Origin of the sequence: Methanofollis sp. W23, from assembly GCF_017875325.1 — an archaeon.
Taxonomy (GTDB): Archaea; Halobacteriota; Methanomicrobia; order Methanomicrobiales; family Methanofollaceae; genus Methanofollis.
Genome location: NZ_JAGGMN010000001.1, coordinates 2,472,311 through 2,494,158 on the forward strand (window position 1 = coordinate 2,472,311; position 21,848 = coordinate 2,494,158).

Below are 21,848 nucleotides of genomic sequence, written 5' to 3' on the forward strand. Positions count from 1 at the left end.
ATCCTCTGTGGTCCGTCCTCGTTTTTATACCTCCCTCACCCATCTTGATCCCATGGAGACGCCGGTCGTCATCAAGATAGGTGGGAGCCTGATGGATTGTGCGGCTACGGTCGTTGACGAGATCATCGCGGCGGGCCGACCCGCCCTGCTGGTCCCAGGGGGCGGGGGGTTTGCCGACGCCGTCCGCGCCCTCGACCCGCCGGCGACGCCGGCACACTGGATGGCCATCTCAGCGATGGAGATGTACGGGTGGTACCTCTCCTCATTTGGACTCAGAGTTACAGGGGGGCTTGAGATCCCTGAGTGCCCTGAAGTCTTTCTCCCCTATACCCTCTTTCGCGCCCTCGATCCCCTCCCCCACTCCTGGGAGGTCACCTCAGACACCATCGCCGCCTGGGTCGCCGGAGAGCTCGGGCTCCCTCTTGTGATGGTAAAGTCGGTCGACAGGCTTATGAAAGACGGCACCTCTCTCTCTGAGGTCTCTGGACCCTATGCCTGCGAAGAGGTCGATCCCTTCCTCCTCCCGTACCTCTTTGAGCACCAGATCAGGGCGGTGGCCGTCAACGGTCGTGCGCCCGGTCGACTTGTCGCCTTGCTCAGGGGGGAGAAGGTGATCTGCACCAGGATCCATCCAAGCATTTAATTGTCGCCAGGTGCAAAGATCACTAATTCTTTGTTGGGGATATTCTATGGCTATGGAAAAATGCACATCATGCAATGCCCCGCTCGCAGAAGATGGAGCGACCAGGTTCCCGTGCCCAAAGTGCGGGAATGAGATCAGGCGCTGTCCACAGTGCAGGGAACAGAGCATCGGATACACCTGCGCCAAGTGCGGATTCCAGGGGCCGTGAACAATATGGGAAAAGTGGCAGTTATTCTGAAACTGATGCCCGAGTCGACTGAGACTCCGATGGAGACGCTGAAAGAGGCCGTCAAGGCCGCAGTGCCAAGTGTGGACGACATCCAGGAAGAGCCGATCGGTTTTGGCCTCTCGTCATTGAAGGTCGCCGTGCTCGTGGAAGACGAAGAAGGCGCGACTGACGCGCTGGAGTCCAAACTCAACGGTGTCGAAGGCATCGCGAGCGCCGAGATCATCGACGTCAACCGGATGCTCTAAAATTATTCCAATTTTTCCAGCACTTCGCTGGTGATCCCCCGGATCTTACCGACAGAACCACGGAAGGCCTCGAGTTCGCGCTCTTCGATCCGGATCGGTACCGGAAAGACCCCCTTGCGGTTGACCCGTGCCGGCACCCCGATGCAGGTGTTGCCGACATTGTGGACTTCACTCCTGATATAACTGGAGACCGTGAGGATCCGGTTCTCATTGCCCAGGATCGTCTGGACCAGGGTGGCGATCGCGTCTCCAGGGCCATATATGGTGGCGCCGCTGTTCTTGATGATATAACTCCCGCTGTTCTTGACGCGGTCCATCATCTCGTCCATCGGCAGACCTGAAAACGCCGGAAGGTTCGAGATCTTGATGCCGCCGATCGTCGTCGCCGACCAGAGCGGGACCATACTCTCTCCATGCTCGCCGATGATCCTGGTGTGGACTTCGCTCACATGGACATGAAAATATTCCGCGATAAGAACCTTGAGCCGCATTGAGTCGAGGTGGGTGCCAAGGCCGAAGACCTGTTTGGGCTCCAGTCCAGAGTAGCGAAGGGCGACTGCGGTCATCACGTCGACCGGATTGGTGACCATCATGACGATGGCGTTAGGCGCATTGCGACTGATCGATTCTGCAATCGGCCTGATGATCCTGGCATTGTTAAGGGCGAGGTCGATCCGGTCCTGCCCGTCGTGCCGCGGCGCACCGGCGGAGATCACGATGATGTCAGAATCGGCGCAGTCCTCCTCTCTGGTGCTTGAGGAGATTTCGGTCCAGATCCCTCTGGCGGCACACGAGTCGGTGAGGTCGTGAGCAAGTCCGGCAAGCAGATTTTCTCTGCCCGGCCTTCCCATCAGAAGGACCTCGTCCACATGCGGGATCCCGGCGATAGGATGGGATGCAAAAGAGCCCAGTCTCCCGGTGGCTCCGATGATCGTGACTTTTGCCATAGAAATCAATAATAGTTAGGGGCGTGTCCTTGGTCGACAATGCGTGCCTGCACTTGCCGTGACTCCCCTTCTCCACCCCGCGCTCCCATGGGCGCCGTACGTTCACGGTAAGTCTGCTCCCTTCCGGGCCTGGACCGGTCTCCGCGACAACAGGTCTCCGCTCCCTCCAGAGCATCGATCCCTGGCCGTCGACCTCATGGGACAAGGCTTCTCAGTCGGGAAGCGCATGGCGCCTACAGATCGCCAAGGCCTTCCTCGGACTTCGCCCACCGCGTATCGGCGATTTCGGCTTACAGGTGACGCCTAACCACCCGGGCTAGCCCCCATATATACTGTGATTCACGGGATAAATGCTTTCCCTCCTCCGGCCTGTATCCACCGATCAAGCGCGGCGGTACAGGCCTGGCTTTGATCTTTTCCAAAGATATCCAGTGCAGTAAGAGACCAGGAGGCCTCAGGGATGGTGGCAGGGAGGCGGTCAAAGTTTCCCTGGTAGATGGTAATATGCTGGTCTCCAAGCCCTTCGGCAACCAGGAAAGGATCATTGCGGGCGGGCGGCAGGTCGGTGTATGCGGCATGAAGCACAACCTCGTCGATGAGGAGGGCGTCCTGGTTTACCATCAGGTTGACGGTGGTCCAGAGGACTGCAGGACCGTAGGTGTCGTTGAGGATGATCTCGGGTGTTCCCGTACGCGCGGCGGCGAGGCCGAGGGTGCCGGCCCCACAGCAGGCGTCGACAAAGATCTCCGCTCTTTCGCGCCGTATCGCGCGTTCGACTGCGCGGACCTTGGGGTTGACCGGGTGGGGGAATTCAAGGTGGAGGCGTGAGAGTTCTTTGTACACTACGAGGTCTCCGGAAGAGGTGGGGAAGATATTGGCCTGGACATCGCACCCGGCCAGCAGGGTGTGAGTGGCGAGGGCTCCGTCTGGTCCGATCCCAGGGACGGCCCTGCTCGTCTGCACGACGCCCTGCACCTCCGGCACCTCGCGGACAATCCGTTCGGCGGTCGTCTGATCCGGGAGGGGGGAGAGGAGGAGAAGACTCCGGGTGGGGAGGAGAGGAGGGGCTTTCATGACAAATCCCGGGTTAATGACTGGGGTGGCGATGGCGCCGAGCGGTTCGGTGCCGGTGGTAATCCCTTCTTCGGTGAAGATCTGGTAACAGGTGGTGATGACGTCATCGAGAACCCGGCGCCCGCATGTGCATGGGGGTGGCGGGGCATAGTCAGCGGGAGGGGGACGGCGTTTGTCGAGGGAGACGATCATGCACCTGTCACAGGGGGTGAAGACCTCGGGGAGGGTGGCGAGCACCGAACCTGCGTCCTGGAGACAGTCGCCCCCACAGACCGGACATTGCATAAAAATGGGATTGTGAGTATTGGTATATGCTGTACGGTATTTTATCTGGAGGATATATGTGGGGGGCCGGGGGAGTCGCGGCTCCCCTCTGGAGCGATGCAGGGTTCTGAAAGATATATATAGGTACAGTTCTGTTCAGGGAGGTTATACTGTTAGGCAGAATTGGGGGGATTTGATATGAAAAAATTGGTCCTGTTCTTTGTGCTCCTTTCTGTAGTGGGAGGGGCGTTCACTGCAGGGTGTACCCAACAACAGGCGTCTTCACCACCTGAACCAGGCGAAGAAACGCCTCTTCCGACCGAAACGCTCCAGGATGAGGGGATCACCCTCTCCGAGAATGAGACCGGCGAGGGGCTTGAAGGCTCTGACAGTCTGATCAACGAGATGGTCAGGGCGGGAGATTATAGCACATTTCTTGACTATGTGTATTTAGCCAAGGTCAACGAGGATCTCTCTGGCTCTGGACCATATACGGTCTTTGCACCGGTGGACCGGAGCGTCTCCGATTACATCCCGCTTGACAAGGAGAACGAGCTCAGGACATATGCAGAGATCAGTCTGGAGCCACTGGTCCGCGGCCATATCGTGGAGGGGGAGTACACCTCAGAGGACTTCATCACACCGACAAACCTGACAACACTTGCAGGGACCTCGATTGAGGTCGTGGTCGTCAATGACAATCTGACAGTGGATGGGATCCCGCTGACGGCACCTGATCTTCTGGCTTCGAATGGTGTGGTCCATGGGATCGACGGCGTGATCTTGCCGTCTGGTTTCTGATCTTCTTTTTTTTCTGAGATTATGAGCATTCAATGACGTGACTTTGAAAATCGTGTCCTGGAGGTCTCGTAGAAATTCTTCTGATGGGTCCTGGTGACGGGGGGTTGGCTGCTCCGTCCCATCTTCCTCTTCATCCCCGGCAAGATGGTGGACGAATGGAGGTGACGCATATTCTCCCCTATACCAGGTGAGGTTCTCTACAGGATTATTACGCCTGGACATCTGCAAGAGACCCGCCGATCTCTGGTAACTCCGGGAAAGGAGAGGTAACGGTGGACGGGCGTGATGAACCCATTTCCGTCCGTCACGACAGAAGGTATCGTGTTGAAAAAATGATCTCAGGAGAAAGGGCCGGTTCTCGAAAAAGGAGAATATCATTGAAATTTCATGCAAAGGCTGTATGCTCTGGTCCAGTCTTCAGCCGCTCCCTTCACCAGCAGGTATATATTGTCTGTTTTATATTCAGGTGTGCCTGGTGATTGTATGGTCACTCGTGAAGAGATCTATAATGAATCCAAACGGGAGATCGCGGACAGTCTCCCAAAGATCATCGTCGAGATCGTCATTGCTTTTCTGATATGGCTCTTTGCAGTCTACATCTTCATTCCACTTGCCGGAACACTGAGCGACCCGACCTTCCTCGGCCTGATCGGGCTCCAGTCGCTGATCTCAGGGATCGTCATCGTCGCCCTCATCATCATCTTCATCGCCATTCTCAAGGAGGTCATCGATGTCACCAATGCCATTGCAGGATATGCGACGCTCGCGTTTTCCAAAGGTGAGGTTTCTGAAGAGAAACTCGATCGCTACCAGACCGGGTTCAGGCTGATCGGGTACGTGCTTCTGGCCGTCGTTGCGTACCTCTTCTTCCTGCCATTGATCGCCGGCGTCCTGGGGGTGCTTGCCGGCGTGATCCTGGTGCTCCTGGTCATCTGGGCGATCATCATTCTCTTCCAGGCGGGGAGAATCTTCTCGACAGAGATCGAAGAGAAGGCTGCCGACTTCTCAAAGCGCGTGGAAAAACTGAAAGAAGAGGGGACGCCAGAGGAGAAAAAAGAGTAAGAGGTTGAAAGGCGGGTTATGAAAAAGATCCCTATTTTTTCTATTTTCCTGATGCTTGTCCTCGGACTCACCGTCCTCATTCCCCAATTCCCGTTCCTTTTCCAGCCGGTAGCGTCGGTCTTTGGAATCAGTGTCGATCAGGTGCTCGCTCTCTTCATCGTCTTCATGCTCCTGCTGGCCATCCTCTTCTGCGTGCTCTTTGTCCGGGAATCGGTCTCGATCCTCAGGGCACATCTCCACTCCGCCAGGAGATGACATGCCGGCGACCGGAGACTCGGGGCTCCTCTCGTTCACCTGTCTCCTCCTCATCGTGGCGCTCCTGGCGGTGGGCATGCATCTTGCCGCCATCTTGGTCAATCCTATCCTCGTCGCGTTCGTCCTCTCGATCATCGCCGCCCCTGCTGTCCATCGTCTTGAGGTCGGGGGTGTGCCGAGGTGGGTGTCCGTGCTCCTCTGTGTCGGGGCGATCATTGCGATCAGCCTGGGCCTCATCGCCTTTTTGAGCGCCTCGGCCATCCAGCTGGACCGAGCGTTGCCCGCCTACCAGGACCTCTTGAAGGCGCAGACCACAGGTCTCCAGGCGGTGCTTGCAGGGTGGGGGATCGACCTCGACCTCTCGGTCTCGCCTTTCCCGGGGGAAGGGTCGTTTCTCCCGCCTCTCGGGACGATCCTGATTGGTCTCTCGGTCCTGGTGATCGATTTCCTGGTGATCATCATCGTCACCGTCTTCATGCTCCTCGGGGTCTCCGGCATCAAGGACAAAAAGAAGACCACGCCCTCGGTCGCGGACCTTCTCATTGGGTTTGGCGAGAGGTTGAACGGTTATGTGGCCGCAAAGTTCAGGGCCAGTCTGGCGACCGGTCTTCTCGCGACAGGAATTTTTCTGGGCCTCGGGATCGAGACGCCGTTTCTGTGGGGATTGCTCATCTTTCTCCTGAGTTTCATCCCATTCCTTGGGCTTCCTCTTGCCTCTGTCCCCCCCATAGGGCTGGCGTGGCTGCAACATGGACTGGCCGGGGCGGCCATTGTCCTGGTCGGGATCGCGGCCGTCGATTTTGTCGCCAGGAGGGTATTTGTCTCTGAACCTACCGGGCGAAGTCTCGGACTTTCGCCGCTCGTCATCGTCCTCTCAGTCTTCTTCTGGACCTGGGTGCTGGGGGTTCCTGGACTGTTTCTCGCGGTCCCGCTCACTCTGATGGCAAAGGCCGTGCTAGAATATTCTGAGGAGACGCGGTGGCTCGCGGGACTTCTTGGGCCGGTGGAAGAGTGAGGAATGGGGGCAGACTGGAATTTCAGGCCCTTTCACGCTCTGGGTTCTCGGATCCGCACTCTTCAGCAGTATCTTGTGCTCTTTTTTCGTACTGGTGGGGAGATGAGAGGCAGATCACGTCTCCATTTACCTGATGAGATCGTTCCCTCCCCTCTTGGGGAAAGGGCATGACCACCATGTTCCCCCTCCTTGACCTCTTTCTGGTTATCTTCATCGGCATGGAACCGGTCAAGGTGCTGCTCATGTACATGGCCCTCACCATGGACGCCAGTCCTGCGGTCAGGCGGAATATCGCTGGATTAAAACGGTCGTCACCGCTACGCTCATTGCGCTCTTCCTTCTCCTGGTAGGTTCGTTCATGGTGCGAGTCCTGCATTTCTCCAGAGGTGCGCTTGCCGTGGCCAGCGGACTGATCCTGCTTGTCCTTGCCCTCAGAATGGTGCTCGCCGGTGAGCGAAGACCATCTCATGGAAATGACCATCTATCCTATGGCCATCCCACTCCTCCTCAACTCGATCGGTATCGTGGCATTGACTGTATTCTCAGGTGAGGCGACGGACCCTGTTCAGATCTTCATTCTCTCAGAGATGGTCTCGGTGTTGCGGCTATCGAATCCATGATCTTTCTTGGTTCCCCCCGTTTCGCCCGACACCTCGCCCATGAGCGGGTGCTGGTACTTGGGACGGTGCTGGGGATCTTTCTTGCGGCGCTCGCAGTGCAACTCATCTTTGCCGGGGTGCTCGATCTCTTTACAGGGACGTCGACGTGAGATGGGCCTGGAGATCGAGGGCATTCGTCCGGATCGAAAGATATCGCTTGCACAATAATTCGTGAATTATTCATCCTCGGGGTGTCAAAAAATGTATCTGCCTAATTTCCGAAATATATAGACATTCTATGAATACGAGGTCGTGTGCGTACCTGGCCGCCGTCTTGAATGCCTTTTTTATCGGGTTGAGTTTCCTCTTCGTCAAAGAGTCCCTGGACTCTGCCGCACCGTTCACGACACTTGCCTTCAGGTTTACCCTCTCGTTTCTGGTGTTGCTGGGCCTGGCCGCAGTCGGGGTGATCAGGGTGCGCCTCCCCCAGGAGAGGTACGGCGATCTCCTGGTCCTCCTCATTGCCCAACCTATCCTTTTCTTCTCTCTGCAAGCCTTTAGTCTCCTCTATATCTCCTCGTCAGAGGCCGGGATCATCGAGGCCATCACGCCGGTCTTCGTGGGGATCCTCGGGATCGTGGTCCTCGGGGAGTGGGTCAATGCGAAGCAGTTCATCTGTTTTTTCATCTCCCTCGCAGGGATCGCCTGTCTCTTCCTGATGGAAGGGAATGGTGGGGCCGGGATCGATACCTTTGGCCTGGTTCTGGCGGTCCTATCGGTGTGTGCGACCTCCCTGTACATCGTGATGGGCCGCCGCCTCTCGCGCACCATCGATCCTGTGAGCCTGACTTTTCTCATGATGCTCTCCGGGTGCGTGATCTTTCTCGGTGCAGCAATGGGATGTGAAGGCCTGGGCCCCTACGGTGCGCTCGTGCTGCTGAGGGACACAGACTTTCTTATCGAGATCCTGTACCTTGCCCTCTTCACCTCGGTGGCGACCTCGTTTTTCGCGATGTACAGTCTGAGAGAACTGGAAGCGGCGCGGGTGGGGATCATCCAGAACCTCTCGGTCGTGGTCTCGGTGGGTGCTGGGGTGCTCGTGCTCCATGAACCGTTCCTCGTCTACCATGCCGTTGCAAGTCTTCTGATCGTTGCCGGTGTGGTGTTCGCAAACTATTATGCCGGTCCTGAGATGGCGGGATCTGGGGGCACCGCTGCCCCTGGCGAATCGAAGATGAAACACGCGGATGCACACCTCAAAGGCCCATGAAGCGTTTCATCATGGGTGTTTGAGGGGTGTATGGGTTCTTGCTCAATCTCCGCCCCGGTCTCTCCTCCCCGCCAGGGACGAAGATCAGGGGGAGAGGATTCAAAATTTTTGGGGTGAACTCTGGGAGTATCGATGTCTTCATATGAGTGCTGGTGGCCAGGTAGATCATGGCCCCTGGCATGAAGAGCGACACCTCTGTATCTGGGGCAGACAGTGATTGATGATATGACAACAAAGGACGATTATACTCCCGAAGAATGGGGGCGGTTGTTGCAGGCACCGGTTTATGTGGGGTTCTATGTGATCATGGCCGACCCCAATCTCAGGGGGATGATCAAGGAACTGCGGGCCCTCTCGAAGGCACTTGAGAGCCAACTGGTGCCTGAAAGCGCCCGGGAACTGGTGGTTTCCCTGGTCGCTGAGATCAGGGAGAAGTCTGAGGGCATGAAGAAACTTCCAGGGACTGAGGAATTATCTCAAGGGACGCCCGAGGAGATCAGGGCACGGGTTCTGGACACGCTCAGGGGCGTCACTCCTCTTCTTGAGAATAAGGCACCCTCAGAGGAGATCGCGGGGTTTAAGAAATGGCTCCTCTCTCTTGCCCTCGTCGTTGCCGAGGCCAGCAAGAGAGGAGGGTTTCTCGGGATTGGCGGGGTGCGTGTGAGCGAGAAGGAGAAGGCGGCGCTGGCTGAACTGGACAGAGTGCTGTGATCACGTGTCAAGAAGAGATGGGCCCGGAGGGATTCGAACCCACGGCCGTCCGGTTATGAGCCGGACGCTCCACCACTAAGCTACGGGCCCAGGAAGATCAGACTGATATACATCTCCCTCTCCCCTGAAATAGTTTGTGCGCTCCTCTGAGTTCATGCGTCCTTCCGTCAAGCAAGGGGTGTTCAACCCCCTCTGCACCCTGCCCGGACCGGAGGGTTTTTATTTATGCGCATATGAGTACAAATTATGTCTGCGTACCGGCAGTCTGGTCTGACTGCCGCTGATCGCGGAGGTGGAATATATATGAAAATTGGGATTGCACAAGACGGAAAGTCTGTCTCTGCACATTTTGGGCACTGCGAGAGCTACGCGATCTTTGAACTGAACGATGGGGCCCTTGCAAGGCAGGACGATCTCCTCAGTCCTGGTCATGAACCAGGGCGTCTCCCGGCATTTCTTGCCGAGCACGGCGTCGAAGTCGTCATCGCCGGGGGGATGGGTCCCCGGGCGGTTGAACTCTTCCATATGAATGGGATCGAGGTCTTCCTTGGGGTCTCCGGTGAGATCGAAGCAGTGGCCGCCGCGTACGCCGCCGGGAACCTTGCTGCAGGGGAGAGCACCTGCACCCATGGCGAGGAAGAACACGAGAACTGCGAGGAGGGATCGAATTGATCGTCTGTATCACCGCGAAGGGTGAGGGTGCTGAAGCGGCGGTCGAACCCAGGTTCGGCCGGGCGCCATATTTTGTCTTCGCCGACACTGAAGCCGGGACCTTTGTCTCGGTCAAGAACGAACTTGTCGACGCCGCTGGCGGGGTTGGCCCGCGTTCCGCCCAGTTACTCGTCGACCACGGCGCCACGGTCCTTGTCACCGGGCAGGTCGGGGGCAATGCCGCCACCGCGCTCAAGGCGGCAGGGATCAAGGTCTACACCTTCGGGGACGCCGCGACGGTGGCCCAGGCCCTTGAGAAATATACGCAGGGCGGACTCTCAGAGATCCTCTGATCACCAGCTATGAAGATCGTGGTAGCCAGCGGGAAAGGAGGGACCGGGAAGACGACTGTCTCGGCGAACCTTGCCTATGCCCTTGCAGGGCGCGGCGGGGTGACCCTCGTCGACTGTGACGTGGAGGAACCCAACCTCCATCTCTTCTTTCCTGGAGAATATGAGGAAGAGGGGGTACCGGTCCCGGTCCCTGCGATCGATCCAGAACGCTGCACTCTTTGCGGGGAGTGCGGACATTTCTGCCGCTACGGGGCGTTGACCGTCCTCAAGGACCGCGTGCTCTTCTTCGCCGAACTCTGCCATTCGTGTGGCGGGTGCACCCTGGTCTGTCCGGCTGACGCCATCACCGAAGTCGGGCGGGAGGTCGGCGTGGTCACCACCTCGCGCCCCCTTCCCGGACTCACCCTGGTCTCGGGCGTGATGCACGAGGGTGAAGTCCTGGCGCCGAAGGTCGTCGCCGCCGCCAAGGAGGCGGCCGGGGACACGGGACGGATCGTCTATGACGCCTCCCCGGGTGTCGCCTGTCCAGTGATCGAGACCCTTGAAGGGGCAGACTTCTGCATCCTGGTCACTGAGTCGACGCCTTTCGGTCTCCACGACCTCGACCTTGCGGTGCGGGCGGCTGCGGCCCTCGGGGTTCAGGCCGGCGTGGTGATCAACCGGAGCGACGGTGAAGACGAGGCGGCCGTCTCCTTCTGCCAGGAGCACGATCTCCCTGTCCTGATGACCATCCCCTTCGACCGCGAGGTCGCGGCGGTCCAGAACCGCGGGGGACTCATCGCCCGCGATCTCCAGGGATGGGAAGAACGGTTTGCCGGGCTCTGGGACGAAGTCGCCAGGCACTGTGAGGTGAGGGCATGATCAGGCTTGCCGTGATCAGCGGGAAGGGCGGGACCGGGAAGACCATGGTCACCGCCGCCCTTGCCGACCTCTTCGCGACCGATCAGGTGCTTGCGGACTGTGATGTAGAAGCGGCAAATCTCGGGCTTCTTCTCGACGGGGATCTGGTCAGTTCAGAACCCTTTATGGGGCTGGAAAAGGCCGAGATCGATCACGAGGTCTGTCTCTTCTGCGGACGGTGCGCGGACGCCTGCCGGTTTGACGCGATCCATGAAGAGGCGAAGGAATATGTCGTCGACCCCCTGAAGTGCGAGGGGTGCGGGGTCTGTGTCCATGTCTGTCCCGCCGGGGCGGTGACGATGCATCCGTACCAGGCCGGCGAGGTGCTTGCCTCCGAGACCGAGCGGGGCCATCTCTCTCATGCGCGGCTTTACCCGGGCTCGGGCAACTCGGGGCTGCTCGTCCATGAAGTGAGAAAGCAGGCTGAGAAGATGGCCGGCGAGAGTCGGCTTCTCCTTGCCGACGGTCCGCCAGGGATCGGGTGTCCGCTCATCTCGACGGTCAGCGGCATGGACGCCGTGGTGGTCGTCACCGAACCGGGCCTTTCGGCCCTCCACGACCTCAAGCGGGTTGTCAATGTCTCCAGGCGTTTCAACGTGGAGATCTTTGTGGTCATCAACCGTTTTGATCTCGAACCGGATGTCTGCCAGGAGATCGAGCGTTTCTGCGAGGATGAGGGGCTTCTCCTCCTCGGCAAGGTCCCCTTCGACCCTGCGGTGGTGGCTGCGGTGCGTCGGGGCGTGCCGATCACCTCCACCGACTCGCCCGCGTCAGAGGCACTTGTCAGGATCAAGGAGAGGCTTGTGGCGGAGCTTGGCCTTGATGGATAAAGATCGAGACGGGGGGTGGTGCGGGCATGGACGCGGGCGCGGGCGCCCCAGAGCCCACCGGATGATCCGCGGGGGCACAGCATTCAGGTGCTTTGGCCCGCTCTGTGGGCAACCCGAAGAGGTTGTCCCTCTCCGTCCCGAGGAAGTGGAAGTCCTCAGGCTTGTCGATCTCGAAGGCCTGGACCAGACCGCAGCAGCCGAGTCGATGGGTATATCCAGGAAGACACTCTGGCGCGATCTCCACAGGGCGCGGCGGAAAGTCGCCGATGCCCTCGTCCACGGGAAGGCGATCAGGATCGCCGGGTGCAGGCGGCAGGAGGAGGACGGGTGTCCAGAAGTGGACGACCCGGAGGAGTAATTTTTTTCTGTTGCAGAGATCTTCTTCTTTTCCTGAAATGAGTATGATTTGACCACTTTCCCCCATCGGTCGCGTCGGGATTTCGTCCCCCGGACCTCCGGGATGGCGATAAAGCGGGAAGGCAGGATAAGATGATCATGAAGAGGGACGTGTAGTCCCCCTCCTCTTCTTATGCAGGGGTCCATGGGCTGATGTGGCTGCAATAGGAATAGGGGGGAGCTTTTGAGAATCTCCAGAGTTTTTCGAGAGCGGCCCCGGTGAGATGCTGGGGGAAGACGAGCGAGGCGTCTTCATGCCCGGAATAGGTGGAGATCTCTACATGGTCCAACTCCCAGAACGTTGATGCTTCCCTGGCGGGAATTCATGTATGATGAATACCCGGACCCCCTTCCTGCCGCTCCTCTGTTGTCTCTGTGTCATCCTCCTCTTTGCCGGGTGCACCACATCGCCATCCCGGTGCCCTCCCATCCTCACGGGAGATCCGGTCTGTTGATCTCGACCCCTTTTGCGAGATGGCAGCAGTGTTTGACGACAGGGTCGTCTTCTCATTTGTCCCGACTGGCACAGATACCTCTGACTATCTGGTGACCTACGAAGTGCAGGTAGACGGCGTCATCAGGGTGAAGGTGGAGCAACAGTGGCTCGAGGGGATCAGCGCCTCCCACCCGATCGAGATCACCGAACCGCGGGGAGAAGAAGAATGCGTCGGGATCTCGATCACGATTGCAACGCCTGAGGGCGATGAAGTCCTGGTGAGCAGTTCTTCGGTGGGAGGAGGAGTGAAAAGAGGCTGAGAATACCTTATGATGCCACTCTGTGGCATGGGGCGTGCTGGTCCCTGTTCCCCTCGTCACAGGATTTGACCGCGGCTGGCAATTTCTCTCCATGAGTTTCAAGTCTGCTTTCCAGGTTCAATCTTCGAGGTCATCCCGGCCCTCTTATGTCCTCGTGTCGGGGGCAAGCGCCGCCTGGAGCCCCGGGATGACGATGGGGACAGGAAGAGATCTTTGATAATCCTGAATGATACTATGGCGGGGAGACCGGGAGGCGGCAGACCTCGCGGCAGAGATCTGCATTCAAAATTTTTGGAAAGGAACGTTTCAGTTCGAACCTCAGAGGGGTCCGGGATAGCACTTCAGGAAGATGGGGGAAAGCATGTGCGTCAGACTTGCACTACCGAGCCTCTGTGCTATTCCAACGTTACATTCACAAAAGAAGAATGGTACGCCGCCAACAGGACTCGAACCTGTGACATGCTGGTTAACAGCCAGCCACTCTACCAACTGAGTTATGGCGGCAGTGCGCACCTTGCGCCCTAATATCTATCTTTTCGTTCCTATTAAAGATTTTGGGAAGAGGGGTCGCGCATCCCCTCAAGGAGCGCGATCATCTCGTCGATATCACCGTCCAGGCCATCAAGGTACTCGAGGGCGCGCCCGGTCGCCACCGCCCCTGACGGCGAGGCCCTGATATATCCCATCCCCTCGAGGACACGCAACGAATAGCGTACCCGGTGATAGGGGAGGCCCAGGAGATCGGCAAGTTTCATGATCCCGATCGGCTGGTTGGCCGCGACCACCCTGAGCACCTCAAGGTGCCTGGCCTGCAGTTCGATCTCGGTCTTTAGTTTCTCAAGCATGCTCAATCATTCTTCTCCGATGGTCCGGCATGGACATCCAACCAGGCCTTGGTCAGGTAATAATGCTTCCTGAAGTACCAGATGAGGGGGAGGTCTATGAGGATCAGGACTGCGGCGACGGGAGGCCCGAGGGATGACGGCAGTTTGAAGAAGAGACCTATTGCAAGGGCGACCAGGATGATGATGACGTTCAGGACTATCGTGAGTTTCCAGAACTTCCATTTGAAGACCTTTTTGTCCGCTTCCTCCATCGATCGTACTTGTGCGTCCTTCTAAAAGTACTTGTGGTCTCCCGGCCATACCTACTCAGAACGGCCGGAATACCGTCCGGCACGATGATCTCATGGAAAAACTTGACGATGCGCTTGTTGCCGCCGACTGCTCGGCATATGTAGTCTATGCCTCATCAACAGACGCGGACTTCAGGTACCTGACCGGGTTTCAGGTCTCTGACCCCCTCTTATACCTGAAGAAAAAAGGGGAGACTGGAATACTTGTCGTCCCGCAGATGGAATATGAACGTGCGGCCAATGAATCTTCGGCCGTCCCGGTGACCAGGGCCGAGTCTGGATTCCTGAAGTTCCTGGAGGAGGAAAAGGATCCGTGGCAGGCCCTTGCCCGTACCGCTGCCTCCCTTGCCGGGGGCAGGGTCATGGTTCCGAGGGGCTTCCCGTACTGGCTCGGCAAACTCCTTGAAGAGCACAGTGGAGTCGTCGCCGACGGGGACGGCATAGTCCGTTCGATGCGGGCCGTCAAGACCCCCTATGAACTCGCCGCGATCAGGGCTGCCCAGAAAGAGACCGAGACGGCGATGGCCCTCGGGATCTCGATGATCAGACGTTCAGTCCCGAAGAAAGGTGTGCTTTACTTCGAAGACGCTCCGCTTACCTCTGACCGGGTCAGGACCGCGATGCATACCTACCTGATGGAGCGCGGCTATACCGCAAGGGACACCATCGTCTCCTGCGGGGAAGAGACGGCGATGCCCCATCGCCAGGGCGAAGGCACCCTCCTTGAAGACGCCCCGATCGTCATCGACCTCTTCCCACAGCATGACAGGAGCGGCTACCATGCCGACATGACCAGGACGGTCGTGAAGGGCGACCCCTCCCCTGAAATCGCCGAGATGCACGCCGTCACCTGCGAGGCCGTCGCCCTTGGCGAATCTCTCATTGCCGCCGGTGTCGAGGGGGCGGCGGTCCACAACGCCGTCGTCGACCTCTACAAGGAGCGGGGATATGAGAGCGGGGCCCGCGGGTTTGTCCACTCTCTTGGCCATGGGGTGGGGCTTGAGGTCCATGAGGCCCCGAACCTCTCCCCCTCAGGCGGGCCCCTTGAGGTCGGGAACGTCGTGACCGTCGAACCGGGCCTCTATTACCCGGGTATCGGCGGGGTACGGGTTGAAAATATGGGGGCAGTCACGCAGTCAGGGTTTGACCGCTTTACTCATTATACACAGGAGTTAGTCCTATGAGCGCTATGAATGACGAAGAGATGGAATCATATCTGGAAGCAGGTCGTCTTGCACATACGATCCTGCAGGACGGCAAAAAGATGGTGACGGTCGGGGCGTCGGTCCTCGAGGTCGTCGAGACGATGGAAGGAAAAATTCTGGACGCCGACGCCGAGATCGCCTTCCCGCTCAACCTCTCGATCAACGAGGACGCCGCTCATGATACCGCCTCCACCGGGGACGAGCGGGTCTTTAAGGAAGGCGACCTTGTCAAACTCGACCTCGGTGTCGCGGTCGACGGTCGGATCGCCGACACCGCCCTCTCGGTCGACCTCGGTGGGCACGCCGACCTGGTCGAAGCAACCCGCGCCGCCCTCGACCGTGCGATCGGCCAGGTCCGCCCTGGCGTCACCACCGGCGAGATCGGTGCGGCGATCCAGGACGAGATCGAGTCACGGGGATTTTTGCCGGTGGCCAACCTCACCGGCCACGGTCTGGCGCCGTATGCGATCCACACCGATCCCACCATCCCCAACATCGCCGTCAACGGTGGTGCCGTCCTTGAAGAGGGTATGGCCATCGCCATCGAACCCTTCGCCACTACCGGCAGCGGGCGGGTGAGCGACCGCTCCAGGATTGAGATCTACCAGCAGATCGAGGTAAAACCGGTACGCCTCCCGTCGGCAAAGCGCGTTCTCACGAAAGTGAGAGGTCGGCGGGGGATGCCGTTTTCCCGCCGCTGGCTCCCGCAGGAAAAGGTCGAGATCGCCCTTGCAGGACTGGTGCGTCAGGGGGTCGTCTATGGATTCCCGGTCCTCCATGATGTGGAAGGCTCCTTTGTCGCCCAGACTGAGCACACCCTCATCGTCACCGCAGACGGCGCCATTGTGACGACCCGATGAGATAGTATTATTGATACTCCCCCACCATAGGTGATGTTGGAACCCATGCCATGTGCTGACAAGAGAGACGATGTTCTCCGGTTGATTGAGCACCTCCTGACGGCTGAGGTCTACAACGCCACTCCTCAGCTCGACCTGGATGACCTTCCCCCTCAGTGCCGGACCCTCTTCCTCCCTGGTCCTGACGCCGTTGAGGTGAAGCGCCCGGTCGTGATCACGGAAGGTCTGCTCAAGCGAGCAGTCGGTTCTTCGGAGGAACCACTCAAAGATCTCGTGAAAAATCCATTCGTCGAGTTCGATACCCTCAAACTCCAGTACCATCTCACCGACCTCCATGCGGCGGCGGTCTGGTTCGCCACCCATGGAGGGAAGGAGATGGTGGAGAAGAACCCGGCACTTGCCCTCTACATCGGGAACTATGACTCCCTAGGGGTGAGGTACGAGGAGGTAAGGGCCGAAAATCCACGTTTTTCAGATTCGAGGGCTTATATCGATCACAAGATCGCAAAACTTACTGAAAAGGACGAGAAGATGAACGAAGCCCTCGAACTCGTCATCGTCAATGCCCCGGCAGAGATCGAGCAGCAGATGGACCGTCTCGTCTGCACCGAGGACCAGCTTGAGGTGATCAAGCGGATAAACATCGCGATCGAGAACCGTGATTTCCTCAGGGAGCATGACATCGCCGAAGTCGGCAAACTTCTCTTTGTCGGCCCGCCCGGTACCGGGAAGACCTCGCTTGCACTTGCGGTCTCTCATGAACTCCATATGCCGGTCCTGGAGGTGCGCCTCTCGATGGTCACCTCCCAGTATCTGGGCGAGACCTCCAAGAATATCGATCGGATATTTGACCTTGCAAGGCATCTCTCGCCCTGCATCCTCTTCATCGACGAGTTCGATTTCGTGGCAAAGAGCCGCGTCTCCGACGACCACGGAGCGATGAAGCGGGCGGTGAATATGCTCCTCAAGAACATCGACAAGATCAGCCTGGTCAGAAATGGGGTTCTTCTCATCGGGGCCACGAACCACCCACAACTCCTCGACCAGGCGGCCTGGCGGCGTTTCGACGAGGTCGTAGAGTTCGACCTCCCGAACGAGGCGATGCGGGCGGCGATCCTCAGGACGATCACCCGGACCCTGGTATGCGAGTGCGATCTCGACGAGGTTGCCGCACGGACCGAGGGGTTCTCGGGTGCGGACCTGAAGATGACCATCAAGGAGGGGGTGCTCTCGGCCCTGATGGACGGCCGTCATACTGTCTCCGAGGAGGATATCGAGGGCGCCCTGGCCCAGGTGACAAACCGCAACGTCATCCGTGAGTGTTCGTGGGGATAGTCAGATGAGAGTTACGCTGCTTGGGACAGGCGATGCCATCGGCACCCCGAAGATCGGGTGTTCCTGTCCGGTCTGCACTTTTGCCCGTGCAAATGGCAGGCAGCGCCTCCGTTCCGCGACGCTCGTCGAGGTCGGGGAGAAGCATATCCTCGTCGACACCGGCCCGGACCTGCGAGCTCAACTCCTGGCCGCGGGTTCTCCTCATATCGACGCTGTCGTCTGGACTCACGGACATTACGACCACTTTATGGGCTATGGCGAGTTTTATCGTGTCCAGAAAGTTCCGCCGGTCTATGCCGCCGCTCCGACGATGGAATATGCGGGGTCGGTCTTTTCCTTCCTCCCGCTGGAGGAACATATCGTCGAACCATATCGCCCATTCCTCCTCTTCGGTGCAGAGATCACGCTCTTCCCGGTCAACCATCCGCCGATGCCGACCTACGGGGTGCGGGTCGAGCACGAAGGGAAGGTTCTCGCTCTCACCGCCGACACCAATGCCCAGATCCCTCGGGCCAGCAAGGAGTGTCTCTCTGGTGCCGACCTCCTGGTTCTGGACGCCATCGTCCCTGATGGGTTCACCATCACGAAGCATATGAACTATGCCGACGCCCTGAGACTTGCCGAAGAACTGGCCCCGGCCGAGTTCAGGTGTACGCATGCAAGTCACCTCCTCCCCTGGGACACGCCCCATCTCGCAGTGGATATGGAGCAGTTTGACCTCTAAACTTTCAGTTTTGTAAAAATTTCCCCGAAAAATCTCTTTGTCGAAGATTTACTCTTCAGTCCCCCCGCCACACGATTGGTCGAGGAAGGCCCCCTCTTCGTTGTGATCATCCATTCTGCCTTCCCGTTTCAATCTTCATCCCTGGGGGCCCGGGGCAACGCCCCCGGCGCGCAGGTGAGGGGGAGGCGTTCTGTCGCGCTTGCGTCGAGAAGATGGAAAGGGTCTTTATGGAACCGGTATTTTGGCCCTGTAGAACCCCTCACCTGTTCTTCATATGAGTGTGCCGCACTCGCCTTCCCCATCTCTTCGGCTGGGGGCTCTGCCCCCGAACCCCGGGACCCCGATGAAGCCGGGAAGGCAGAATAGACGAACATGAAGAGGGAGGTGCAGTCTTCGACCTATCGTGTGGCTGGGGGGACCGGGGGGCGGCACGCCCCCCCCGCCAGAAAGTTCCATCCAGAGGGTTTCTCCAGAGTCGGAATTTAAGATTTACAGAGAATCTATCATCCTCAGATTGTTTCATGCTTGATACACAGAGGACAAAAAAAACCCTTCAGAATGATTGACTCTCCGCCTTCCCGTTACTCTCTTAATCTCAGGGAGAGTCAACTCCTGAATAATTCTGCGATCGCATCAAGTACCAGAGATATTCCCGGGAAAATCCGGGCGGTTTCATCTCTATTCAGGGGGGTCAATCACTCTTTTGCCATAATCGCGCCGACCACCAGAAGCCCGAGGCCGACGATGACGATGGCGAGTTCGATGAGCCCGATCAGGAATGTTACTACTTCAGGGGTGAGGAGCGTGATCCCGTAAATGCCGGCGGCGATCAGGACCAGCCCTATGACAATCATTGCAACACCAGTCTTGTCCATGGACAGCGTCACCGAAGAGTGATAGTCCAATCCTGCATATCAGTCTTGTCCTTCTCCATGGATCGCGAGAGGCCCTGAACCATTTTTTGCCTCTCTGCACCCACTCTAATTCATGGGAATGGGAAATCTGGACTGGAACCAGATCTGGAAGGACCAGGTCAGGGAGAACAGGTCGGTCCCTGGGTTCAAGAGCGGCACCGATCTCTGGAAGAAGAAAAAAGTGGCAGAGGAATACAGAGCACCGGCAGAGCGGGTGAAGACGACCCTTGCGCTCCTCCCTCTCGGCCCCACGCTCTCGGTCCTTGATATCGGTGCAGGGCCCGGCACCCTGGCGATCCCGCTTGCCGGGCAGGTGAGATCGATCACTGCCGTAGAACCTGCTGCTGGCATGGCCTCGGTCATCAGGGAAAAGACTGATGTCGGGGCCTGCAGGAATCTCAGGGTGGTGCAGGAACGCTGGGAAGATGTGGTCCCCGCCTGTGACCTCGACGGCCCCTATGACCTTGTCCTCGCCTCGTTTTCACTCGGGATGGAGGACCTTGCCGGCGCCCTGGAAAAGATGGACGCAGTCTCTTCGGGTTCAGTGCATCTCTTCTGGTTTGCCGACGTGCCTGGATGGGAACGTCACTATCTGGAGATCTGGCCGTCCCTTCATGCCGCCCAGTACCGCCCGGTCCCAAAGGCCGACGTGGTCTTCAATCTGCTCTGGCAGAGAGGGAAACATCCGGACCTGGTGCAGATGCCCCTCGTGCAGGAGGAATGGTTCAGGGATCTCGACGAGGCCTTCTTCCACTATGCCCCAAAGTTTGGGGTGGCAGATGTGAGACAGGAGGGGGTGCTGCGCACGGCCCTGGAGAGGTGGCTTGTCAGGGAAGGGGAGATGCTGGTAATGCGCGAGCGCTCGCATGCCGCGCATATCTGGTGGGAAAAAGAAGAGGATGCCGTTCCCTGGTGTGAGGGATAAGGCGGAGCGAGAGATCAGAAATTCGCTCTGAATTTATCCCAGGAGTCTACAGGACATGACTCCTCGCCGAGATCAAGTCTCTCTCTAAGAACTCAACCCTTCTCTCCAGGGGCTGCACGATCGATCAAAGACGGCACAACACTCTTTGAGATCTTCATTTGTGCCTCCCCGGCCTTATCTTCATCCCTGGGGTCCGGGGGAGCCGAGCCCCTGGCGCGGGCATGGAAGAAGGCATGACGATTATAATGGCCATCCCCGACGTAGATCTTCCTGTCATCTCTTGCCGGGGCGGCCATGCGATGATGCTCTGATGTGATGTCGTGCTCAGATGGAGGCACATCGATTCAGTGCACGAGGAGGAGATTCATGATCATTTCATTCCCTATGCATGAGCAAGGGGTTCATGCCAGGTTCTGCACGGCCTATATTTTATCCTTCTTTCAGTACGGCAGAGACCCGCCCTGTTGCATCGTGAATTATTTCGTCAGAGAGATGAACCTCGGCTTCGAGAGAGAAGAGGAGCGTGCTCTCCTCCCAAGTGACGATGAGCGCGACCGGTCGTGCTGCATAAAACGCCCCTCTCGTGCCTGAAAGTGTGGTCTCCTTGATCAGGGGGATGATCACGCGCTCGCCGACGCGGAGAGGTTCTCCGACAATGATCTCCGTCATCCTTCTCCTCGTGTCATCGTCTGGATCGCGGCGCGCGACTCTGGTTGAAGTGCCATCCTCCCTGCAGAGACAAAAAGGGCCACCGGTCGCCTGATGCAGAGGGAAAGTTCTGCTTCACCTGCCGCGTCCTCATCGGTAAAGAGGGGTTCCATCTCAAGACGGACCGGTGTAGGCCACAGCATCCCGTTCAATGCCTGCACAACGCCGAAGACCTCACCGGTTATGATCGGATCTCCAAATCCTCCCCTGAACCAGAGGCGGATCTTCTCCACTCCGGTGTGTGCGAACAGATCCCTGAGAAAACGGACCAGGTGGGGGAGGGCCGCTCCTGCTTCCCTGATCGTCTGCAGGTCCGGAATCCCTGGTTCCTCTTCACCCCCCGCGTCCTCGCTCCTGGTATCATCTTCATCAGAGGGCAGGGGGATTCTCATCACCGGGGTATTTCCGACGAGGAAGTTCACCTCCCATTCTGCCCTGTTGTCCACTCTGATCCCAAGACCCGCCCAGCTCATGACAAGGGCGACCACCCATTCCTCGCCCCCGAATGATCCTTTCATCCTGATATGCAATGGGACAAGGAAGATCAGGAGCATGAAGAAGCCGACAGATCCGAGTAGGATGCAGAGGAGAATTACTTCGCTGCCTCCCATGATGGTTTGAGGTTACTTCTCTTCAGGCTTCTCCGTTTCCTGCTTTCTCTCTCCGACCACTGAGGCCACCTTCTCGATCACCGGCGGAATGGTCTCCCCGATCGTCTCGATAACTTCTGCAACTGCCCCTTTCTTACTCACCGAGAATATCTGGACTCCTCCAGGGCCTTTGATCTCTTTATAGACGACAAGCAGGGCGATCGGATCGACCCCTCCCCCTGCGCCTCCTCCTTCTCCTTCTTCACCGGATCCTTTTCCTACCCCCGCACCGAACGCGAAACCAAACCTGGCAATTGAAAAGACAACCTTGTCCCCGAGGTCAAGGGGTTCCCCGATGATCGCCTTGGCTGTGATAAAGTTCCTGAGCTCCTCAGCGGTAACTTTGACCATCTGCTCTCCTGGCATCGAAACCACAGTCGAGCATTGTCTG

At 58.2% G+C, this 21,848-nt stretch carries 30 protein-coding genes, 2 tRNA genes and 1 other RNA gene; 22 read left to right on the forward strand and 11 right to left on the reverse strand.

What is annotated here, in order from left to right; translation table 11 throughout:
* Window positions 1–52 precede the first annotated feature (52 nt).
* The 3 genes from J2129_RS10625 to J2129_RS10635 are packed head-to-tail and all read left to right on the forward strand — an operon-like array spanning window position 53 to window position 1,117.
* Complete coding sequence (locus J2129_RS10625) at window positions 53–643, forward strand: uridylate kinase (protein ID WP_209631329.1); 591 nt, start codon at window positions 53–55, stop codon at window positions 641–643.
* 46 nt (window positions 644–689) lie between these two features.
* A complete protein-coding gene (locus J2129_RS10630) occupies window positions 690–851 on the forward strand; it encodes a zinc finger domain-containing protein (protein ID WP_209630843.1) in 162 nt (53 codons plus the stop codon).
* Between the two features lie 5 nt (window positions 852–856).
* Entirely contained in the window at window positions 857–1,117 is a 261-nt protein-coding gene (locus tag J2129_RS10635) for an elongation factor 1-beta (RefSeq protein WP_209630844.1), read from the forward strand.
* A 2-nt stretch (window positions 1,118–1,119) separates the two neighbouring features.
* Here J2129_RS10635 and J2129_RS10640 read toward each other — a convergent pair whose 3' ends face one another.
* The 3 genes from J2129_RS10640 to J2129_RS10650 all read right to left on the reverse strand — a co-directional run bounded on the left by J2129_RS10640 (window position 1,120) and on the right by J2129_RS10650 (window position 3,423).
* On the reverse strand, window positions 1,120–2,064 hold the full coding sequence (locus J2129_RS10640; RefSeq protein WP_209630845.1) for a malate dehydrogenase: 945 nt from the start codon (window positions 2,062–2,064) through the stop codon (window positions 1,120–1,122).
* Between the two features lie 15 nt (window positions 2,065–2,079).
* An RNA gene (gene ffs / locus J2129_RS10645) (signal recognition particle sRNA) lies at window positions 2,080–2,391 on the reverse strand.
* A 12-nt stretch (window positions 2,392–2,403) separates the two neighbouring features.
* Complete coding sequence (locus J2129_RS10650; RefSeq protein ID WP_209630846.1) at window positions 2,404–3,423, reverse strand: hypothetical protein; 1,020 nt, start codon at window positions 3,421–3,423, stop codon at window positions 2,404–2,406.
* 177 nt (window positions 3,424–3,600) lie between these two features.
* Here J2129_RS10650 and J2129_RS10655 point away from each other — a divergent pair, with 177 nt between their 5' ends.
* The 8 genes from J2129_RS10655 to J2129_RS10695 all read left to right on the forward strand — a co-directional run bounded on the left by J2129_RS10655 (window position 3,601) and on the right by J2129_RS10695 (window position 9,115).
* Window positions 3,601–4,203, forward strand: a complete 603-nt coding sequence (locus J2129_RS10655) for a fasciclin domain-containing protein (protein ID WP_209630847.1) — start codon at window positions 3,601–3,603, stop codon at window positions 4,201–4,203.
* A gap of 483 nt (window positions 4,204–4,686) precedes the next feature.
* Window positions 4,687–5,265, forward strand: a complete 579-nt coding sequence (locus tag J2129_RS10660; RefSeq protein ID WP_209630848.1) for a hypothetical protein — start codon at window positions 4,687–4,689, stop codon at window positions 5,263–5,265.
* 18 nt (window positions 5,266–5,283) lie between these two features.
* The gene (locus tag J2129_RS10665; RefSeq protein WP_209630849.1) at window positions 5,284–5,520 is read left to right on the forward strand and encodes a hypothetical protein; all 237 of its coding nucleotides are present in this window, start codon (window positions 5,284–5,286) and stop codon (window positions 5,518–5,520) included.
* Window position 5,521: 1 nt separating this feature from the next.
* The gene (locus tag J2129_RS10670; RefSeq protein WP_209630850.1) at window positions 5,522–6,535 is read left to right on the forward strand and encodes an AI-2E family transporter; all 1,014 of its coding nucleotides are present in this window, start codon (window positions 5,522–5,524) and stop codon (window positions 6,533–6,535) included.
* Window positions 6,536–6,702: 167 nt separating this feature from the next.
* Window positions 6,703–6,885, forward strand: a complete 183-nt coding sequence (locus J2129_RS10675) for a hypothetical protein (protein ID WP_209630851.1) — start codon at window positions 6,703–6,705, stop codon at window positions 6,883–6,885.
* A gap of 257 nt (window positions 6,886–7,142) precedes the next feature.
* Entirely contained in the window at window positions 7,143–7,304 is a 162-nt protein-coding gene (locus J2129_RS10685; protein WP_348632341.1) for a hypothetical protein, read from the forward strand.
* Between the two features lie 128 nt (window positions 7,305–7,432).
* Complete coding sequence (locus tag J2129_RS10690) at window positions 7,433–8,404, forward strand: DMT family transporter (protein WP_209630853.1); 972 nt, start codon at window positions 7,433–7,435, stop codon at window positions 8,402–8,404.
* A 225-nt stretch (window positions 8,405–8,629) separates the two neighbouring features.
* On the forward strand, window positions 8,630–9,115 hold the full coding sequence (locus J2129_RS10695; RefSeq protein WP_209630854.1) for a hypothetical protein: 486 nt from the start codon (window positions 8,630–8,632) through the stop codon (window positions 9,113–9,115).
* A gap of 18 nt (window positions 9,116–9,133) precedes the next feature.
* Here J2129_RS10695 and J2129_RS10700 read toward each other — a convergent pair.
* Window positions 9,134–9,205, reverse strand: a tRNA-Ile gene (locus tag J2129_RS10700).
* 213 nt (window positions 9,206–9,418) lie between these two features.
* Between J2129_RS10700 and J2129_RS10705 the strand changes: the two genes are divergently transcribed.
* The 6 genes from J2129_RS10705 (at window position 9,419) to J2129_RS10730 (ending at window position 13,001) form a co-directional block, all read left to right on the forward strand.
* The gene (locus J2129_RS10705; protein WP_209630855.1) at window positions 9,419–9,787 is read left to right on the forward strand and encodes a NifB/NifX family molybdenum-iron cluster-binding protein; all 369 of its coding nucleotides are present in this window, start codon (window positions 9,419–9,421) and stop codon (window positions 9,785–9,787) included.
* Complete coding sequence (locus J2129_RS10710; protein WP_209630856.1) at window positions 9,784–10,119, forward strand: NifB/NifX family molybdenum-iron cluster-binding protein; 336 nt, start codon at window positions 9,784–9,786, stop codon at window positions 10,117–10,119. Before J2129_RS10705 ends, J2129_RS10710 begins: the two co-directional genes overlap by 4 nt.
* 9 nt (window positions 10,120–10,128) lie before the next feature.
* A complete protein-coding gene (locus tag J2129_RS10715; RefSeq protein ID WP_209630857.1) occupies window positions 10,129–10,980 on the forward strand; it encodes an ATP-binding protein in 852 nt (283 codons plus the stop codon).
* Window positions 10,977–11,849, forward strand: a complete 873-nt coding sequence (locus tag J2129_RS10720; protein WP_209630858.1) for an ATP-binding protein — start codon at window positions 10,977–10,979, stop codon at window positions 11,847–11,849. The genes J2129_RS10715 and J2129_RS10720 overlap by 4 nt, the downstream gene beginning before the upstream one ends.
* The gene (locus J2129_RS10725; RefSeq protein ID WP_209630859.1) at window positions 11,842–12,207 is read left to right on the forward strand and encodes a DUF134 domain-containing protein; all 366 of its coding nucleotides are present in this window, start codon (window positions 11,842–11,844) and stop codon (window positions 12,205–12,207) included. The genes J2129_RS10720 and J2129_RS10725 overlap by 8 nt, the downstream gene beginning before the upstream one ends.
* Before the next feature lie 512 nt (window positions 12,208–12,719).
* A complete protein-coding gene (locus J2129_RS10730; RefSeq protein WP_209630860.1) occupies window positions 12,720–13,001 on the forward strand; it encodes a hypothetical protein in 282 nt (93 codons plus the stop codon).
* Between the two features lie 431 nt (window positions 13,002–13,432).
* On the opposite strand, the gene J2129_RS10735 is transcribed toward J2129_RS10730, so the two are convergent.
* The 3 genes from J2129_RS10735 to J2129_RS10745 form a co-directional block, all read right to left on the reverse strand.
* Window positions 13,433–13,505 (reverse strand) — tRNA-Asn (locus J2129_RS10735).
* Window positions 13,506–13,546: 41 nt separating this feature from the next.
* Window positions 13,547–13,846: a hypothetical protein gene (locus J2129_RS10740; protein WP_209630861.1), complete on the reverse strand. Its 300-nt coding sequence runs from the start codon at window positions 13,844–13,846 to the stop codon at window positions 13,547–13,549.
* 2 nt (window positions 13,847–13,848) lie between these two features.
* Window positions 13,849–14,097 (reverse strand): hypothetical protein, encoded by a 249-nt coding sequence (locus J2129_RS10745; RefSeq protein ID WP_209630862.1) that lies wholly within the window; start codon window positions 14,095–14,097, stop codon window positions 13,849–13,851.
* 92 nt (window positions 14,098–14,189) lie between these two features.
* Between J2129_RS10745 and J2129_RS10750 the strand changes: the two genes are divergently transcribed.
* The 4 genes from J2129_RS10750 to J2129_RS10765 are packed head-to-tail and all read left to right on the forward strand — an operon-like array spanning window position 14,190 to window position 18,260.
* On the forward strand, window positions 14,190–15,320 hold the full coding sequence (locus J2129_RS10750) for a Xaa-Pro peptidase family protein (protein WP_209630863.1): 1,131 nt from the start codon (window positions 14,190–14,192) through the stop codon (window positions 15,318–15,320).
* 5 nt (window positions 15,321–15,325) lie between these two features.
* Window positions 15,326–16,201, forward strand: coding sequence for a type II methionyl aminopeptidase (map, locus tag J2129_RS10755; RefSeq protein ID WP_209631331.1), 876 nt, complete (start codon window positions 15,326–15,328; stop codon window positions 16,199–16,201).
* Between the two features lie 45 nt (window positions 16,202–16,246).
* Window positions 16,247–17,536: an ATP-binding protein gene (locus tag J2129_RS10760; RefSeq protein WP_209630864.1), complete on the forward strand. Its 1,290-nt coding sequence runs from the start codon at window positions 16,247–16,249 to the stop codon at window positions 17,534–17,536.
* 4 nt (window positions 17,537–17,540) lie between these two features.
* Complete coding sequence (locus J2129_RS10765; RefSeq protein WP_209630865.1) at window positions 17,541–18,260, forward strand: MBL fold metallo-hydrolase; 720 nt, start codon at window positions 17,541–17,543, stop codon at window positions 18,258–18,260.
* Between the two features lie 695 nt (window positions 18,261–18,955).
* On the opposite strand, the gene J2129_RS10770 is transcribed toward J2129_RS10765, so the two are convergent.
* A complete protein-coding gene (locus tag J2129_RS10770) occupies window positions 18,956–19,114 on the reverse strand; it encodes a hypothetical protein (RefSeq protein WP_209630866.1) in 159 nt (52 codons plus the stop codon).
* 133 nt (window positions 19,115–19,247) lie between these two features.
* Here J2129_RS10770 and J2129_RS10775 point away from each other — a divergent pair, with 133 nt between their 5' ends.
* Window positions 19,248–20,099 (forward strand): class I SAM-dependent methyltransferase, encoded by an 852-nt coding sequence (locus tag J2129_RS10775; protein ID WP_209630867.1) that lies wholly within the window; start codon window positions 19,248–19,250, stop codon window positions 20,097–20,099.
* 429 nt (window positions 20,100–20,528) lie between these two features.
* Here J2129_RS10775 and J2129_RS10780 read toward each other — a convergent pair whose 3' ends face one another.
* The 3 genes from J2129_RS10780 to J2129_RS10790 are packed head-to-tail and all read right to left on the reverse strand — an operon-like array spanning window position 20,529 to window position 21,823.
* Window positions 20,529–20,768, reverse strand: a complete 240-nt coding sequence (locus J2129_RS10780; RefSeq protein ID WP_209630868.1) for a hypothetical protein — start codon at window positions 20,766–20,768, stop codon at window positions 20,529–20,531.
* Window positions 20,765–21,418, reverse strand: a complete 654-nt coding sequence (locus tag J2129_RS10785) for a DUF2953 domain-containing protein (protein ID WP_209630869.1) — start codon at window positions 21,416–21,418, stop codon at window positions 20,765–20,767. The genes J2129_RS10780 and J2129_RS10785 overlap by 4 nt, the downstream gene beginning before the upstream one ends.
* Window positions 21,419–21,430: 12 nt before the next feature.
* Window positions 21,431–21,823 (reverse strand): spore germination protein GerW family protein, encoded by a 393-nt coding sequence (locus J2129_RS10790; protein ID WP_209630870.1) that lies wholly within the window; start codon window positions 21,821–21,823, stop codon window positions 21,431–21,433.
* Between the last annotated feature and the right edge of the window lie 25 nt (window positions 21,824–21,848).